Consider the following 15,471-nt stretch of genomic DNA (forward strand, 5'->3'; position numbering starts at 1 on the left):
ATGCATGACAAAAAGGACGAATCGGTAGAGTGTCTGATCGAGGAGTTCCTGACCGCCCGCGCCACCCGCAAGCCATCCCCCCACACGCTGGAGGCGTACCGGCGGGACCTGCGCACCGTCGCCGCGCTGGCGGCCGAGGAAACCACCCCTCCCCTCCCCCTCGACGAGCTGCCCGTCGCCGCCCTCACTCCCCGGGTCATGCGGGCGGCGTTCGCCCGGTTCGCCGCCCCGCGGGCGGTCGCCTCCGTGCACCGGGCGTGGTCCACCTGGAACGGTTTCTTCTCCTTCCTGGTCGCCGACGGCGTGGTCGCGGGCAACCCCATGCCGGCGGTCGGGCGACCCCGGGCGCCGCTCCCCCAGCCCAAGCCGCTGCGCGGGGCGGACACCCCGGAGCGGCTGCTGGCCTCGGTGGCCCGGCAGGAGGGCCGGCAGCGCGACCCGTGGCCGGAGCGCGACCTGGCGGTGCTGGCGTTGGCGCTGTGCGCGGGCCTGCGGCTGTCGGAGCTGCTGGCGTTGCGGGTGGGCTCGGTGGCGGGCCGTGCGGGCGAGCGGCGCGTCGACGTCGCCGGTAAGGGCGGACGGCCGCGGGTGGTGCCCATCGAGGCGGAGCTGGACCGGGTGCTGACGGGCTACCTGGACAGTCGGGCGCGCCGGTTCGGGTCGCGGACGGTGCGGCCGGACGCGCCGTTGCTGGTGGACCGTCGGGGTGAGCCGCTGCGCCGGGGCGGGTTGCAGTATCTGGTGGAGTCCTGTTACCGGCGGGCCGGCATCACCGACCGGGTGCCGCGGGGGGCGCGGTTGCACGCGTTGCGGCACACGTTCGCGACGCGGTTGGCGGAGGACGGGGCGAGCGCGGCGGAGATCATGCGGTTGCTGGGGCACGCGTCGCTGGCGTCGTCGCAGACGTACATCGAGGTGACGGCCGGGCAGCAGCGGGAGGCGGTGCGGTCCAACCGTACCAACCGGGCGTTGGCGGCGTTGGCGCCGGCCGGGCCGGGGTCGCGGTCGTGAGGGCGGGTGCGGCGCGCGCGGTGGCGGCGGCGTGGGTGCGGCAGTACGCGGCGCGGGAGCCGGGTGTGCAGGGTGCGTTCCTGTCGGGGTCGGTGCTGGCGATGGCGGCGGACGCGGTGTTGCCGCCGTGGTCGGACGTGGACGTGCTGGTGGTGCGGGCGGAGGCGGTGGAAAAGCTGGGCAAGTTCCGCTGGGGTGGGGTGCTGCTGGAGGTCACGTTCGTGACGTGGGCGGACCTGGGTGCGGCGGAGGACGTGTTGGGTTCGTGGGTGTTCGCGGGGTGCTTCCGTGGCGACGGGGTGCTGGCGGATCCGACGGGTCGGCTGGCGGGGTTGCGGGCGCGGGTGTCGGCGGAGTTCGCGGATCCGGTGTGGGTGCGCCGTCGGTGTGCCGGGGTGCGGGCGCGGATCGAGGCGGGGTTGCGGGGGCTGGAGGGCTCAGGGCCGTTGCACGAGCAGGTGACGGCGTGGTTGTTCCCGACGTCGTTGACGGCGGTGCTGCCGCTGGTCGCGGGACTGGTGGAGCCGACGGTGCGGCGGCGGTACGTGGTGGCGCGGGAGGTGCTGGCGGCGTACGGCATGGCGGAGCGCTATGCGGCGGTGCTGGAGCTGTTGGACGGCGGTGGGGTGTCGGCGGGGCGGGTGGCGGAGCACCTGGCGGGGTTGGCGTACACGTTCGACGTGGCGGCGGGGGTGGCGCGGACGCGGTTCCCCTTCAGCGCGGACATCACGGCGGCGGGGCGGCCGGTGGTGGTGGACGGTGGTGCCGCGCTGGTGGCGGCGGGCTGGCACCGGGAGGCGATGTTCTGGATCGTGGCGACGTACGCGCGGTGTCACGCGGTGCTGGCGGTGGACGCGCCGGAGCGGGGTGTGGAGCTGGCGCCGTTGTTCGAGGCGGCGGTGGCGGATCTGGGGGTGTTGTCGGCGGCGCAGCGGCGGCGGCGGGCGGCGGAGGTGTTGGCGTTTCTGCCGGGGTGGTGTTCGGCGGTGCGGGCGATGGTGGCGCGGTGACCAGGCGCCGTGCCGGGCGCGGTGGTTGGTCGGGTTGCGGGTGGTGGCGCGGCGGCGCCGTGTGTGTGCCTCGATCGGCAGCATGGCGGCCGGCGCGGCGAGCCGGAGCGTGCGGTGCGCGACGGTGTGCTCTCCTGGCGCGTCGGTCCAGGCCGCCCGCTCGGCGGGTCCGGGCGGGCGGTGGCCGGTCGGCCCGGCGGCGGGCTGTCCGCCCACCGTCCCGCCCGCCCGGTCCCGCCCCGACGATCCGCCGGGCCGTGGCGCGGCCGTGGGCCGCCGGGGCCGGGCACCGTGGGTGGATGGCCGGAGGGGGCGGGGTCAGGCGTGGCCGGTGGCGCGGCGGGCGGCGTCGAGGGCGTTGCGGAAGAGCATGGCGACGGTGGTGGGGCCGACTCCCCCGACGCGGGGGGTGATGGCGCCGGCGACCTCGGCGCAGGTCTCGGCGACGTCGGGCAGCAGGCGTCGTCCCTCGTAGCGGACGCCGCCGCCGATGACGACGGCGCCGGGGCGGACGTGTTCGGGCTGGATGATGCCGGGGACGCCGGCGGCGGCGATGAGGATGTCGGCGCGGCGGGTGTGGGTGGCCCAGTCGGGGACACCGGTGTGCACGACGGTGACGGCGGCGTTGGCGGTGGGGCGCTTCTGGGTGAGCAGCAGGGCGAGGGGGCGGCCGAGGGTGGCGCCGCGGCCGAGGATGACGACGTCGCGGCCGGCGACGGGGATGTCGTGGAAGGCGAGGAGGGCTTCGATGCCGGCGGGGGTGCAGGGCAGTGGTCCGGGCAGGCCGAGGGCGAGGCGGCCCATGTTGAGCGGGTGCATGCCGTCGACGTCGAGGTCGGGGTCCATGGTCTGCAGGGCCCGGTCGTAGTCGAGGTGGGCGGGGATGGGGTGCTGGATGAGCAGGCCGTGTACGTCGGGTGCGGTGTTGAATTCGGTGATGACGCGGTGCAGGTCGGCCTGGGTGGCGGTGGCGGGCAGGTGGACGTGGGGTGAGTCGAAGCCGAGTTCGGCGGCCTGGCGCTGTTTGATGCGGATGTAGCCGGCGCTGGCGTCGTCGTCGCCGACGAGGATGGTGGCGAGGCTGGGGGTGGTCCCGGTGGCGCGCAGGGCGGTGACGCCGGCGGCGACGTCGGTGAGGATGTGGTCGGCGACGGGGGCGCCGGGCAGGAGTCGGGCGGTGGGCATGGTGCTCCTCCGTCAGCGGGGGCCCAGGCGGTCGACCTCCGCTCGTGGAGCTCCCCGATGGTTGTTGCCCATCCCCTGGCCGCCAGTCGCGTCGGGTTCAGCTTGCCACAGTGGGGTGGCCGAGGTCGACCAGGAGGGGTCGGTGGTCGGAGATGGTGGACAGGGGCGTGTGTACGGCGGTGACGGGCGGCAGCCGGTCGATGCCGTGGCGGTCGGCGAGGATGTGGTCGAGTTGCACGCGGGGCTGCCCGGCGGGGTAGGTGGGGCGGCGGGCGAGGGGGCGCCAGCCGGTGAGGAGCCGGGCGGGTCCGGCGGGGAGATTCAGGTCGCCGAGGAGGATGCGGGGCGCGGGCAGGGCGCGTAGGGCGCGGACGGTCTGGCGCAGTTGGTGGGCGTTCCAGCCGGGGACGAAGGACAGGTGGGTGGCGGCGACGGTGAGCTGCCCGTGGGGGGTGTCGAGGACGGCGGCGAGGACGACGCGGGGTTCGTCGTGCAGGAGGGTGAGCCCGCCGCCGGGCCCGGGGACGTAGACGGGTGAGCGTACGGGGGCGGCGCGCAGTCGGGTGACCTGCCAGCTGCGGACGCGGTAGCGGGTGACGAGGCCGATGCCGTAGCAGGGTTCGCCGTGTCCGTCGTCGTCGTGGCGCAGGGGGCGGAACTGTTCGCCGGGGGTGCCGACGACGGCGGCGGCGAAGCGGTGTTCGTCGGCGCCGAGGGCGCGGGCGGCGATGGCGGTGAGGTCGAGTTTGCCGCTGCGGCTCTGGTCGCGGTCGACTTCCTGCAGGGCGAGGACGTCGGCGTCGAGGGCGGTGACGGCGGCGGTGAGCCGGTCGGGGTCGACGAGGCCGTCGGTGAGGGACCGGCCGTGCAGCAGGTTGAAGGTCGCCAGGCGCACGCTTGCACCCTACGTGGCCGTGGGAGGGTTGCCGGGTGTTGAAGGTGTTGTGGTGTTCGGTGGTGCTTTTCGTGGCGCTGGGTGCGGTGGGTGTGTGGTTGCGCCGGCGGCGGGGGCGGTGACCGGGCGCTGGGCGGTGCTGCGGCCGGGTGCTGGTGAGGCTGGCCACAGGTGGTCTCGTCGGGCGGGCGGCGGTGGGAAGAATGGCGGCCCGTGGATCCTCTGTCGCTGACCACCCTGCTCGCTGCGGCCGCCATGGCTGGTTGGGTCGATGCCGTGGTGGGCGGTGGCGGGTTGTTGCTGTTGCCGGCGTTGCTGGTGGCGGCGCCGGGGATGCCGGTGGCGTCGGCGTTGGGCACGAACAAGCTGGCGGCGATCGCGGGTACGGCGACGGCGGCGCTGACGTACGCGCGGCGTACGAAGATCGATTGGGCGGTGGCGGGGCCGTCGGCGGGGTTGGCGGTGTTGTGCGCCGGGTTGGGTGCGGCGTTGGCGGGGGCGGTGCCGGCGTCGGCGTACCGGCCGGTGGTGTTGGTGGTGCTGGTGTCGGTGGCGGTGTTCGTGGTGTTGCGCCCGCGGTTGGGGGTGGTGGCGCAGCCGCAGCGGCGGACCCGGTGGCGGGTGGTGGCGGTGGTCGCGGTGGCGGGTGTGGGCATCGCCCTGTACGACGGGTTGATCGGGCCGGGTACGGGGACGTTTCTGGTGTTGGCGTTCACCGCGTTGGTGGGTGCGGACTTCGTGCACGGTTCGGCGATGGCGAAGATCGTGAACGCGGGCACGAATCTGGGGGCGTTGGTGGTGTTCGCGGCGACGGGGAACGTGTGGTGGCTGTTGGGGGCGGCGATGGCGGTGTGCAACGTCGCCGGTGCGGCGTTGGGGGCGCGGATGGCGCTGCGGCGCGGTTCCGGGTTCGTGCGGATCGTGCTGTTGGTGGTGGTGCTGGCGTTGGTCGGCAAGTTGGGTTTCGACCAGTGGATGGCGGCCTGACGGGTCGCCGCCCACTGGTCCGGGGCGGACTCCGCCGGGTGTGTGATCATCGTGCGATGCCGGTACGCGCCGAACACGACCGCACCGTCCTCGCCGGGTTGCTGGGGCGGGACCCGGTGCTGCACGCGTACCAGCTGGGCGACCTGGACGACTTCTTCTGGCCGTACACCTCCTGGTTTCGTCGGGGCGAGGAGGTGGCCCTGCTGTACCACGGCGCCGACCCGCCGACGCTGCTGGCGTTCGCGGCCCCGTCGCGGGTGGCGGAGCTGGCGGTGCTGCTGCGCGAGATGGCGCCGGTGCTGCCGGCGCGGCTGTGGGCGCACCTGTCCCCCGGTCTGGTGCCGGCGCTGGCCGGGGCGTACGGGATGGAGGCGGCCGGCCCGCATTACAAGATGGCGTTGACCGACCGGGCCCGGCTGGCGGCGGTCCCGCCGGCGGGGGTGGTGCTGGGTGCCGCCGACCTGCCGGCGCTGCGTCGGTTGTACGCGCAGGCATACCCGGGCAACTGGTTCGACCCGCGGATGCTGGACACCGGCCAGTACGTGGGCGTGCGCGAGGGCGGTGAGGTGGTGGCGGTCGCCGGGGTGCACGTGTACTCGCCGGCGTACGGGGTGGCGGCGTTGGGCAATGTGACGACCCATCCCCGGGCGCGCGGGCGGGGGCTGGCCAGGGCGGTGGTGGCCGCGTTGTGTGGGCGGTTGCTGGACGGCGTCGCGCACGTGACGCTGAACGTGAGGGCGGACAACGGGCCGGCCGTGCGGCTCTACGAGCGGCTGGGTTTCACCCGGGTTGCCGACTACGGTGAGTACGCGTTGACGGCCCACGGGCGGTGACCGCCGGTTGTCCCGTGGCCACGGGCCGTGCGGGTGGGGTGCTCGAGCCGGGCGGCGCGGGGGTGCCTCCGGTCGGCGGCGCGGCCCGCACGACCGGCCGAGGGCCGACGTGAGAGCTCTTTCGCCTGCATGTCGGGGCGCGGTTGCGGGTCGGGAACCCGACGCTGAGCTGCGCTGGTGTCGGACCGGTGGGACCCGGCGCTGGCTCTAGCGTCTCCCGGCAGAGGTCGCGCGTTCCACGCGCGGCGGAGCTGAAGGAGCAACGCATGGCAACAGCAGCAGTGCCCTGGCGGCGAACACGGACGGTGAGCGTGATCGCCGGCGTGACGGCGGTGGTGACCGCGCTGGCGACCCCCGCGGCGGCGGCGCCGGGGGTGAGTCCGGCCCTCGTGGACCGCGACGCCGATCCGGGCACGACGATCGGTGTCAGCAAAGTGGTGTCCACCCCACCGATTCCGCCGAAGCCCGACGTGGTGCTGCTGGTCGACACGACCGGCAGCATGGGCGGGGCGATCGCCAACGTGCGGACCAACCTGCAGCAGGTCATCACGGACGTGCGGGCGGCGCAGCCGTCGGCGCAGTTCGCGGTGGCCTCCTACCGGGACACCGGCGACGGCGCGGAGCTGTTCCGGGTGCGGCAGGACCTGACCGACGACGCGACGGCCCTGCAGAACGCGGTGAACGGGCTGGCCGCGGGCGGCGGCGGGGACGTCCCGGAGGCGTGGGTGAACGCGCTGGTCGAGGTGTCCGAGGGGGCGGTCGCCTACCGGTCGGGCAGCAGCCGGATCGTGGTGCTGGTGGGTGACGCGCCGAGCCACGACCCGAGCAACGGGCGCACCCTGGCGCAGGCGACGGCGGCGTTGCAGGCCGACGAGGCGCGGCTGCTGGCGGTGAACGTCAGCGGTGGCGGTGGCGGCCTGGACGCCACCGGGCAGGCGACGGCGGCGGTGGCGGCCACCGGCGGGCAGTTGGTGGGCAGTTCCCCCGACACGGTGACCGCCGCCATCCTGGCGGGCCTGCGGGACCTGGACGTCACGGTCACCCCGACGGTGACCTCGTGCGACGCGGGCCTGTCGGTGGGCTTCGACGCGCCGTCGCGGACGCAGCAGTCGGGCACCGACGTGCCGTTCGCCGAGACGATCACGGTGGCGGGCGACGCCGCGCAGGGCGCGCAGTTGGGCTGCACGGTGGAGTTCCGGCTCAACGGCCTGTCCGGCGGGCCGGCGTTCACGCAGCAGATCCGCGTGCGGGTCAACGACGTCACGCCGCCGACGGTGCTCGTCGACGACCGGACGGTGGAGGCGACCAGCCCCGCCGGCGCGGTGATCGACTACCCGGCCACGGCGAGCGACAACGTCGACGGTCCGCTGACCCCGGCGTGCGTGCCGCCGCCGGGCTCGACGTTCCCGCTGGGGGCGACGACGGTGACGTGCACGGCCACCGACGCGGCCGGCAACAGCGGCAGCGACACCGCGGTGATGCGGGTGGTGGACACGACCGCCCCGGCGACGGCGTGCGTGCCGACGAACAACCCGAGCGGGGACAACACGCCCGGCTCGTACAACCCGGACGGGTTCTACGAGCTGACGTCGACGGATGTGGTGGACACGGCGGTCGAGGTGTTCATCGGTGACGCGGCGGACCCGAGCGTGCGGTTCGGGCCGTTCCCGGCCGGCACCAAGATCAAGCTGGTGCAGGCGCCGGGGGCCCAGTCGCGGGTGAAGGACGGCACCGGCGACATCGACTACAAGGTGACGCTGCGCGGCGACGCGCTGATCGTCGGCGTGGACGACGCGGGCAACGCCTCGACGCCGGCGGTGTGCCTGGTGGCTCCCCCGCCGAAGTGACGCCCCGTCGCGCGGGTGAGCCCCGCGGGTGACGTTGCGGCCGCCGGGCCCGTCGGGGTCCGGCGGCCCTTCGCGTACGCGGGCGGGTCGGCGCGCCCGGGTTCAGCGGCGGCGGCTGGGCGAGTCGAAGCGGCCGGCGCGGATCTCGCGCAGCGCCCTGCGGCGGGTGTCCCCGCGCAGGGTGTCGACGTAGAGGCGGCCGGCCAGGTGGTCGGTCTCGTGTTGCAGGGCCCGGGCGAGGAATCCGCTGCCCGAGATGGTCAGCGGTTCGCCGTGCTGGTCGAAGCCGTGGGCGGTGGCGTGCATCGCCCGTGGGGTCGGGAAGTAGAGGCCGGGGATGGACAGGCAGCCCTCGTCGTCGTCCTGCAACTCCTGCGACAGCTCCAGCGTCGGGTTGACCAGGTGACCGCGTTCGCCGTCGGCGTCGTAGACGAACACCTGGGCGTTCACGCCGATCTGGGGGGCGGCGACGCCGGCGCGCCCGGGCGCGCCGAGCAGCGTGTCCATCAGGTCGGTGACCAGGGCGCGCAGTTCGGCGTCGAAGCTGGTGACCGGCTCGCTCGGGGTGCGCAGCACGGGGTCGCCGATGATCCTGATGGGCCGCATCGTCATGCCGGCAAGGTTATCCGTCGCCGGTCGCGGCGGCGGCCCCCGGGCGGCCGGTGACGAGTACCTCGATGCCGTCGAGGATGCGCGCCAGCCCGAACTCGAACGCGCGGGCGGGGTCGGCGGTGCCCTGGTACTCCTGCCCGGCGGCGGTGCCGACGCGGGCGGCGAGGGGGTAGCGGCGCGGGTCGAGGGCCTTCTCGAGGTAGGGGGCGTGGGCCTGCCACCACTGTTCCTCGGTCATGCCGGTGCGCGCGGCGGCCTGGGCGGCCTCCACGGCGCTGCGCACGGCGCCGTGGACGTACCCGGAGACGAGGGTGACCACGGCGTCCATCTCCAGGTCGGTCAGGCCGATGCCGTCGACGGCGCGCAGTTCGTACTCGTAGCGGGCGATGACGTTGGGGCCCAGCGGCGGGCGGTTGGTGGCGACCTGCAGCAGCCAGGGGTGGCGCAGGTAGAGCGCCCAGGTCTCGCGGGCGACGTGGGTGAGGCGTCCGCGCCAGCCGCCGGGCACGTCGTCGGGGCGGGCGGTCTCGCCGTAGACGGTGTCGAGCATGACGTCGAGCAGCTCGCCCTTGCCGGGGACGTACGTGTAGAGGGACATGGTGCCGACGCCGAGGCGTTCGGCGACGCGGCGCATGGACAGGGCGGCCAGGCCGTCGGCGTCGGCGACCTCGATGGCGGCGCGGACGATCCGGTCGACGGACAGGTCGGGTCGGCCCTTGCGGCTGGCGCGTTCGCGGGTGCGCCAGAGCAGGGCGAGGCTGCGCGCGGGGTCGCCGGTGCCGCTGTACTCGGTCGTCATGCTCCGGCACTCTACCGTGCGCCGTACCGTATGGTGCACCGTACGGCGTACGAAACGAGTGGGTGGGGGCACGGATGCACCGGAACGGACCGGCCGTCGAGGCCGAGGGACTACGCAAGCGCTACGGCGACACCGAGGCCCTGGCCGGCCTCGACCTGACCGTGCCCGCCGGCACGGTCTGCGGGCTGCTCGGCCGCAACGGGGCGGGCAAGACCACGGCGGTGCGGGTGCTGACCACCCTGCTGCGGCCCGACGCCGGCACCGCCCGGGTGGCCGGCGCCGACGTTCGCCGCCACCCCGAGCGGGTCCGTGCCCGCATCGGGCTGGTCGGTCAGCACGCCGCCGTCGACGAGGTGCTCAGCGGTCGGCAGAACCTGGTGCTGTTCGGCCGGCTGCACCACCTCGACCGGGCCCGGGCCCGCGCGCGGGCCGCCGAACTGCTCGCCCGCTTCGACCTGACCGACGCCGCCGACCGGCCCGCCGGCACGTACTCCGGCGGGATGCGCCGCCGGCTCGACCTCGCGGCCAGCCTCATCCTCGACCCGCCGGTGCTCTTCCTCGACGAGCCCACCACCGGGCTCGACCCACGCGCCCGGGCGCAGGTGTGGGACGCCGTGCGGGGGCTCGTCGCCGACGGCACCACCGTGCTGCTGACCACGCAGTACCTGGAGGAGGCCGACCAGCTCGCCGACAGCGTCCGGGTCGTCGACGCCGGTAGGGTGATCGCCGACGGCACCCCCGACGAGTTGAAGGCCGCCCTCGGCGGCGACCGGATCGACGTGGTGCTGTCCCGCGCCGACGAGCTGGCCCCGGCCGCGCGGGCCGTCGCCGCCGCCGTCGACGCGCCCCCGCACGTCGACGCGGCGGCCCTGCGGGTCAGCGTGCCCGTCACCGGGCGGGTCGCCGCGCTGGCGGCCGTGCTGCGGGCACTCGACGACGCCGGGCTCACGGCCGCCGACATCGCGGTGCGCCGCCCCACCCTCGACGAGGTGTTCCTGCGGCTCACCGGCGACGACTCCCCCGCCGCCCACCCCACCGACGAGAAGGTGACCGCATGAGCGCGAACGTCCACCCGCTGCCGCACCGCCTGCGCTGGGCCGTCGCCGACGGCGTCACGCTGACCGGCCGGGCGCTGGCGCACTGGGTCCACCAACCCGCGCAGGCCATCGTCGGGCTGCTGTTCCCGGTGCTGCTGGTGCTGATGTTCGCCTACCTCTTCGGCGGCGCGATGAGCGTGCCCGGCGGCGGCGACTACCGCGAGTTCCTGCTGCCCGGCATGTTCGCCATGACGATGGCCTTCGGCATCGAGTCCACGTACGCGGCCGTGGCCACCGACACCGCCCGCGGCGTCACCGACCGGTTCCGGTCCCTGCCGATGGCCCCCTCGGCGGTGCTCACCGGCCGCGCCACCGCCGACCTGCTGCACGCCGCCGCCGGGCTGGCCGTCATGCTCGCCTGCGGCGTCGCCGTCGGCTGGCGGTGGCACGCCGGCACCGCGGCCGCCCTGGCCGCCGTCGGGCTGCTCCTGCTGCTGCGCTTCGCCCTGATCTGGGTCGGCATCCACCTGGCGCTCGTGCTGCGCAAGCCCGAGTCGGTGGCGGTGCTGCAGATCCTCGTCTGGCCCGTCGGGTTCACCTCCAACGCCTTCGTCGCCCCCGACACCATGCCCGGCTGGCTCGCCGCGCTCGCGCAGTGGAACCCGCTGTCGGCGACCGTCGCGGCCTGCCGGGAACTGTTCGGCAACCCCGGCTGGGGCGGCGACTCGTTCGCCGCGCAGCACGCCGTCGCCCTCGCCGTCGCGTGGCCGCTGCTGCTGATCGCCGTGTTCCTGCCCCTGGCGGTGCGCCGCTACCGCAGGCTCGGCCGGTGAGCGGCGCCGCGACCGCGCGCGGCATCGGGATCCGACCCGGCGTGGGGCGGGTCCGCGACGACCCGCCCCACGCCGAGAACCCGACCGCCGACCCGCAGATGGAAGGACACCCGTGACAATCGGCTCCCATGCCGTCACGTTCACCCCCGCCGACCCGCCCCGCGCCGCGACGCTGCTCGTCTGGTCGCCCGACGGCGAGCCCCCGCCCGACAGCCTCGGCGAACCTGTCGAGGCGACACTGGCGACGCCGCCGCACGGACACCCCGCACCGGTGCCCGCGCGGCGGGTGTCGGTGGCATCCGGCGTAGCGCTGCTGCTCACCGCCACGGTCACCGACCCGGCGGCCGCGTTCTGGGCTGCGGCCGCCCGCGAGGCCCTGCACCTGGCCGCCCGCGGCCTGCTGCTGCCCACGGTGACCCCCGCCGGGCACGACGCCTGGCGGGTCGGGCCGCTCACCGCCGACGACGAGGCCCGACACGCGCGGCTGGCCGCCGCGATGCCCGCCGCCGCGCGCGCGACGCCGGTGCCCGGACGCACCCCGACCTGGCTGCCCGACCCGCGGCGGCTGCTGCGCGACTTCCTCGACGCCGTCGCCGACACCCTGCCCCGCGCCGACGACGCCACCGGCGCGTGGGCGGCGCAGCCACCCACGCCGGTCGGGCGGCTGCGCGACTGGGCCGCCCGGGTCGCCGAACACGCCGACACGGCGGTACGGCTGTCGCTGCGCCTGGAACACCTCGACACGCCCGACGAGCCGTGGCGGCTGGTGGCCCAGGCGCACCGCCCGGCGGCGCCGGCGCTGATCACCGACGCCGCCGCGCTGTGGCGCGCCCCGGTCCCCGGCTTCCCGTCCGGGTCCCGGGACGCCGTGCTGCTGGCCCTGCGGCACGCCGCGCGGGTGTGGCCGCCGCTGGCCGGGCTGCTGGAGTCGGCGGTGCCGGACGCGCTGGCGCTGACCGACGCCCACGTCGTCGACCTGGCCACCGGCGCGGCCGCCCGCCTCGCCGCCGACGGGATCGACACGCACTGGCCGGCCGGGCTCGACCGCGACCTCACCGCCTCGGCGGTGCTGCGCGCCCCGGCCCGCCGCGTCGGCGGTGCCGGGCTGCTCGCCGAGCCCGGCGACCTGGCGCTGCACTGGCGGCTGAGCCTGCACGGCACGCCGCTCACGCCGGCCGAACTGGCCCAGCTCGTCGACGCGCACCGCCCCGTGGTGCGGCTGCGCGAACGGTGGGTGCTGGTACCCCCGGACCTGGCCCGCCGCGCCCGCGATCCGCACGCCGCGACGCTGGCCGCGATGCCCGCGCTGCGCGCCGCGCTGACCGGGGCGGCGCACGTCGACGGCGAGCGCGTCGACGTGACCGCCGAGGGTTGGCTGGCCGACACCGCGCGACGCCTCGCCGACGGCGACACCGCCGCCCCGGTGCCCACGCCGGCCGGGCTGACCGCGACCCTGCGCGACTACCAGCGCCACGGGCTGCGCTGGCTGGCCCGACTGACCGGGCTCGGCCTCGGCGGTTGCCTCGCCGACGACATGGGGCTGGGCAAGACCGTCACCCTCATCGCCCTGCACCTGCACCGGCAGGCCGACCCCGCCACCGCCGGCCCGACCCTCGTGCTGTGCCCCGCGTCGCTGCTGGGCAACTGGGAACGCGAGATCCGCCGCTTCGCCCCCGGCACCCCCGTACGCCGCTTCCACGGCCCCGACCGCCACCTCGACGACCTCGACGGCGGGTTCGTCCTCACCACCTGGGCCACCCTGCGCCGCGACGCGGCCCGGCTGGCCGCCCGGCGCTGGCCGCTGCTCGTCGCCGACGAGGCCCAACACGTGAAGAACCCGCACTCGGAGACCGCGACGGCGCTGCGCGCGATCCCCGCCGCCGCCCGGGTCGCGCTGACCGGCACCCCGGTCGAGAACGACCTCACCGACCTGTGGGCGATCCTGGACTGGACCACCCCCGGCCTGCTCGGCACCCTGGCGGAGTTCCGCGCCCGCTGGGTGAAGCCGGTGCAGACCGACCGCGACCCCGACGCCGGGCGGGACCTGGCCCGGCTGGTCGGGCCGTTCCTGCTGCGCCGGCGCAAGAGCGACCCCGGCGTCGCCCCGGAACTGCCCGGCAAGACCGAGACCGACCAGCCGGTCGCGCTCACCGCCGAACAGGCGGCCCTCTACCAGGCGTGCGTCGCCGAACTGCTCGACCTGATCGCCGGCACCGACGGCTTCGCCCGACACGGGCTGGTCGTCAAGCTGCTCACCGCGCTCAAGCAGATCTGCAACCACCCCGCCCAGTACCTGCGCCAGAGCGCGCCGCTGGCCGGCCGCTCGGGCAAGCTCGACCTGCTCGACGAACTGCTCGACACGATCCTGCCCGGCGGCGGCGCCGTGCTCGTGTTCACCCAGTACGTCGCGATGGCCCGGCTGCTGCACCAACACCTGAGCGACCGGGGCGTCGGCGCGCTGCTGCTGCACGGCGGGCTGCCCGTCGCCGCCCGCGACGACCTGGTCCGCCGGTTCGACGCCGGCGAGGCCCCGGTGTTCCTGCTGTCGCTGCGCGCCGCCGGCACCGGCCTGAACCTGACCCGCGCCGACCACGTCGTGCACTACGACCGGTGGTGGAACCCGGCCGTGGAGGACCAGGCCACCGACCGGGCGTACCGCATCGGGCAGACCCGGCCGGTGCAGGTGCACCGGCTGATCGCCGAGGGCACCGTCGAGGACCGCATCGCCGCGCTGCTCGCCGGCAAGCGGGAACTCGCCGAGGCCGTCCTCGACGCCGGACCGGCGGCCCTGGCCGCGCTCAGCGACACCGAACTGGCCGATCTGGTGACCCTCGGAGGCAACCGATGACCCCGCGCGGCTTTCCCGCCTTCGCGCCCGGCCGGGCCCGCCGGCCCCGCACCTTCTGGGGTGCGGCCTGGAACCGGGCGTGGGAGGCCGACGCCCTCGACGCCGGGCCGCTGCGCGCCGGACGCCGGCTGGCCGCCGCCGGACACGTCGGCCCGATCACCGTCAGCCCCGGCCGGCTCGCCGCCGCCGTGCACGACGGCGACACCGAGCAGGCGTACGCCACCCGGGTGCGCGTCGCGCCGCTGGCCGACGGCGACTGGGACCTCCTGGCCGCCGAGGTGGCCGCCCGCGCCGGGCACCGGGCGGCGCTGCTGGCCGGGCAGTTGCCGCGCGAGCTGGCGGACCTGGCCGGGGTGCGGCTGCTGCCCGGCCTGGGCGAGGTCACCCCGGAGTGCGACTGCCCGGAGTGGGACCACCCCTGCCGGCACGCCGCCGCCCTGTGCCACCAAGTGTCCTGGCTGCTGGACGCCGACTCCGCCCTGCTGCTGCTGGTTCGGGGCCGCGACGCCCGGACGCTGCTCGCCGCCGCGCCGGGCACCGGTCGCGTCGACGCGCCGCCGGGCACCGGTCGCATCGACGCGCCGCCGGGCACCGCCGCCGCACCGCAGCCGGCGGCCGCAACCCTCCGGCGGCCCGACGCGCCGGATACGGCGGGGACGGCGGCCGCCGAGGCGTACGCGCGCCCGGCGCCGCCCCTACCGCCGGCGCCGGGCCCGGCGGGCGCGCCGGTCCCGCCGCTGCTGCCGCCGGGCCCCGAGGTCGACGTCGACGCGCTGCGCCGTCTCGTGGCGGTGGCCGCCGACCGGGCGGCGGCGTTGCTGCGGCAGGACTGACGGCGGGTCGCGGCGGCCAGGCGCTACGGCGTGTCCAGATAGGTGTCGAGGGCGGCCGCGCCCGTCAGCATCGCCCGGCCCCGCGCCGTCAGCCGGTCGCGCCACTGCCGCAGCGTCGCCTGCAGCGGCTCCGGTCCGCCCGCCGTGCGTACCCGCTGCAGCACCCCGGCGATCTGCTCCAGCCCGTGCCCGCCCCGGCGCAGCTGGTGGGCCAGCAGCGCGTCGCGCACGTCGGCGGAGGTGTAGACGCGGTAGCCGGTGCGCGGATCACGCCGGGGCACGATCAGCCCGGCCCGTTGCCATTTGCGCAATGTCGCCGGCCGGATGCCGAGCCTGCGCGCCAGTGGCCCGATGAACGTCTCACCCGGCTCCCGCGCGCGCGGCGGCGTCAGGTCGCGAAGCGCCTCTTCCACGGCCTGCAGGGTGCGCCGGTCGTCGGCCAGTTGCGCGTGGCTCTCGTCGATCAGCCGCAGCGCCTCCTCGACCGCGCCGCCGTTCACGGCCCGCATGATCGCCGCCGCGGTCGCGTGACCGTGCGCGGGGATCAACGCCAGGAACGTGCGCAGCGCCGCCGCGTGGCGCGCGGCGTAGACGCGGTAGCCGTGCGGCGAGCGCTCGGCCGGCGGCAGTATCCCCGCCTCCTCGTAGTTGCGCACCGCCTGCGTGGACAGGCCGTGCTCGCGCGCCAGATCGATGGGCCGCAGCCGCATGTGAAGGTACGTCCTCGCCGACAGCCGGAAA

At 75.9% G+C, this 15,471-nt stretch carries 14 protein-coding genes; 9 read left to right on the forward strand and 5 right to left on the reverse strand.

Annotated features, from left to right (window positions below; genetic code table 11):
- Positions 1 to 1,011, forward strand: a complete 1,011-nt coding sequence (locus tag ACGF7U_RS17970) for a tyrosine-type recombinase/integrase (protein ID WP_393107851.1) — start codon at positions 1 to 3, stop codon at positions 1,009 to 1,011.
- Positions 1,008 to 2,021: a hypothetical protein gene (locus ACGF7U_RS17975; RefSeq protein ID WP_393107853.1), complete on the forward strand. Its 1,014-nt coding sequence runs from the start codon at positions 1,008 to 1,010 to the stop codon at positions 2,019 to 2,021. Before ACGF7U_RS17970 ends, ACGF7U_RS17975 begins: the two co-directional genes overlap by 4 nt.
- A gap of 318 nt (positions 2,022 to 2,339) precedes the next feature.
- On the opposite strand, the gene ACGF7U_RS17980 is transcribed toward ACGF7U_RS17975, so the two are convergent.
- Together ACGF7U_RS17980 and ACGF7U_RS17985 are read right to left on the reverse strand one after the other, a co-directional pair.
- Entirely contained in the window at positions 2,340 to 3,206 is an 867-nt protein-coding gene (locus ACGF7U_RS17980) for a bifunctional 5,10-methylenetetrahydrofolate dehydrogenase/5,10-methenyltetrahydrofolate cyclohydrolase (RefSeq protein WP_393107855.1), read from the reverse strand.
- A 97-nt stretch (positions 3,207 to 3,303) separates the two neighbouring features.
- Positions 3,304 to 4,101 (reverse strand): endonuclease/exonuclease/phosphatase family protein, encoded by a 798-nt coding sequence (locus ACGF7U_RS17985; RefSeq protein WP_393107857.1) that lies wholly within the window; start codon positions 4,099 to 4,101, stop codon positions 3,304 to 3,306.
- Positions 4,102 to 4,314: 213 nt separating this feature from the next.
- On the opposite strand from ACGF7U_RS17985, the gene ACGF7U_RS17990 reads away from it, so the two are divergent.
- From ACGF7U_RS17990 to ACGF7U_RS18000, 3 genes are all read left to right on the forward strand, one after another.
- The gene (locus ACGF7U_RS17990) at positions 4,315 to 5,088 is read left to right on the forward strand and encodes a sulfite exporter TauE/SafE family protein (RefSeq protein WP_393107859.1); all 774 of its coding nucleotides are present in this window, start codon (positions 4,315 to 4,317) and stop codon (positions 5,086 to 5,088) included.
- A gap of 56 nt (positions 5,089 to 5,144) precedes the next feature.
- Positions 5,145 to 5,921: a GNAT family N-acetyltransferase gene (locus ACGF7U_RS17995; protein ID WP_393107861.1), complete on the forward strand. Its 777-nt coding sequence runs from the start codon at positions 5,145 to 5,147 to the stop codon at positions 5,919 to 5,921.
- Between the two features lie 266 nt (positions 5,922 to 6,187).
- Complete coding sequence (locus ACGF7U_RS18000; protein WP_393107863.1) at positions 6,188 to 7,768, forward strand: VWA domain-containing protein; 1,581 nt, start codon at positions 6,188 to 6,190, stop codon at positions 7,766 to 7,768.
- 102 nt (positions 7,769 to 7,870) lie between these two features.
- On the opposite strand, the gene def is transcribed toward ACGF7U_RS18000, so the two are convergent.
- Positions 7,871 to 8,380, reverse strand: a complete 510-nt coding sequence (def, locus tag ACGF7U_RS18005) for a peptide deformylase (protein ID WP_393107865.1) — start codon at positions 8,378 to 8,380, stop codon at positions 7,871 to 7,873.
- 10 nt (positions 8,381 to 8,390) lie between these two features.
- Positions 8,391 to 9,179: a TetR/AcrR family transcriptional regulator gene (locus tag ACGF7U_RS18010; RefSeq protein WP_393107867.1), complete on the reverse strand. Its 789-nt coding sequence runs from the start codon at positions 9,177 to 9,179 to the stop codon at positions 8,391 to 8,393.
- Between the two features lie 74 nt (positions 9,180 to 9,253).
- Between ACGF7U_RS18010 and ACGF7U_RS18015 the strand changes: the two genes are divergently transcribed.
- From ACGF7U_RS18015 to ACGF7U_RS18030, 4 genes are all read left to right on the forward strand, one after another.
- Positions 9,254 to 10,237: an ATP-binding cassette domain-containing protein gene (locus ACGF7U_RS18015; protein WP_393107869.1), complete on the forward strand. Its 984-nt coding sequence runs from the start codon at positions 9,254 to 9,256 to the stop codon at positions 10,235 to 10,237.
- Positions 10,234 to 11,049 carry an ABC transporter permease gene (locus tag ACGF7U_RS18020; RefSeq protein WP_393107871.1) on the forward strand — a complete coding sequence of 272 codons (816 nt, stop codon included), beginning with the start codon at positions 10,234 to 10,236 and terminating at the stop codon, positions 11,047 to 11,049. The genes ACGF7U_RS18015 and ACGF7U_RS18020 overlap by 4 nt, the downstream gene beginning before the upstream one ends.
- 112 nt (positions 11,050 to 11,161) lie before the next feature.
- Complete coding sequence (locus ACGF7U_RS18025) at positions 11,162 to 13,897, forward strand: DEAD/DEAH box helicase (protein ID WP_393107873.1); 2,736 nt, start codon at positions 11,162 to 11,164, stop codon at positions 13,895 to 13,897.
- Positions 13,894 to 14,730 carry an SWIM zinc finger family protein gene (locus tag ACGF7U_RS18030; protein ID WP_393107875.1) on the forward strand — a complete coding sequence of 279 codons (837 nt, stop codon included), beginning with the start codon at positions 13,894 to 13,896 and terminating at the stop codon, positions 14,728 to 14,730. Before ACGF7U_RS18025 ends, ACGF7U_RS18030 begins: the two co-directional genes overlap by 4 nt.
- 23 nt (positions 14,731 to 14,753) lie before the next feature.
- Here ACGF7U_RS18030 and ACGF7U_RS18035 read toward each other — a convergent pair whose 3' ends face one another.
- The gene (locus ACGF7U_RS18035; RefSeq protein WP_393107877.1) at positions 14,754 to 15,440 is read right to left on the reverse strand and encodes a TioE family transcriptional regulator; all 687 of its coding nucleotides are present in this window, start codon (positions 15,438 to 15,440) and stop codon (positions 14,754 to 14,756) included.
- Positions 15,441 to 15,471 lie beyond the last annotated feature (31 nt).

Origin of the sequence: Micromonospora sp. NPDC047670, from assembly GCF_043204915.1 — a bacterium.
Lineage (GTDB): Bacteria > Actinomycetota > Actinomycetes > Mycobacteriales > Micromonosporaceae > Micromonospora.

Bases quoted from the DNA above. Each gene is read 5' to 3' on its own strand.
- ACGF7U_RS18035 (WP_393107877.1), bottom strand. From the start codon at position 15,440: ATGCGGCTGCGGCCCATCGATCTGGCGCGCGAGCACGGCCTGTCCACG.
- ACGF7U_RS18000 (WP_393107863.1), top strand. From the start codon at position 6,188: ATGGCAACAGCAGCAGTGCCCTGGCGGCGAACACGGACGGTGAGCGTG.
- ACGF7U_RS18015 (WP_393107869.1), top strand. From the start codon at position 9,254: ATGCACCGGAACGGACCGGCCGTCGAGGCCGAGGGACTACGCAAGCGC.
- ACGF7U_RS18030 (WP_393107875.1), top strand. From the start codon at position 13,894: ATGACCCCGCGCGGCTTTCCCGCCTTCGCGCCCGGCCGGGCCCGCCGG.
- ACGF7U_RS18010 (WP_393107867.1), bottom strand. From the start codon at position 9,179: ATGACGACCGAGTACAGCGGCACCGGCGACCCCGCGCGCAGCCTCGCC.
- ACGF7U_RS18020 (WP_393107871.1), top strand. From the start codon at position 10,234: ATGAGCGCGAACGTCCACCCGCTGCCGCACCGCCTGCGCTGGGCCGTC.
- def (WP_393107865.1), bottom strand. From the start codon at position 8,380: ATGACGATGCGGCCCATCAGGATCATCGGCGACCCCGTGCTGCGCACC.
- ACGF7U_RS17995 (WP_393107861.1), top strand. From the start codon at position 5,145: ATGCCGGTACGCGCCGAACACGACCGCACCGTCCTCGCCGGGTTGCTG.
- ACGF7U_RS17980 (WP_393107855.1), bottom strand. From the start codon at position 3,206: ATGCCCACCGCCCGACTCCTGCCCGGCGCCCCCGTCGCCGACCACATC.
- ACGF7U_RS17970 (WP_393107851.1), top strand. From the start codon at position 1: ATGCATGACAAAAAGGACGAATCGGTAGAGTGTCTGATCGAGGAGTTC.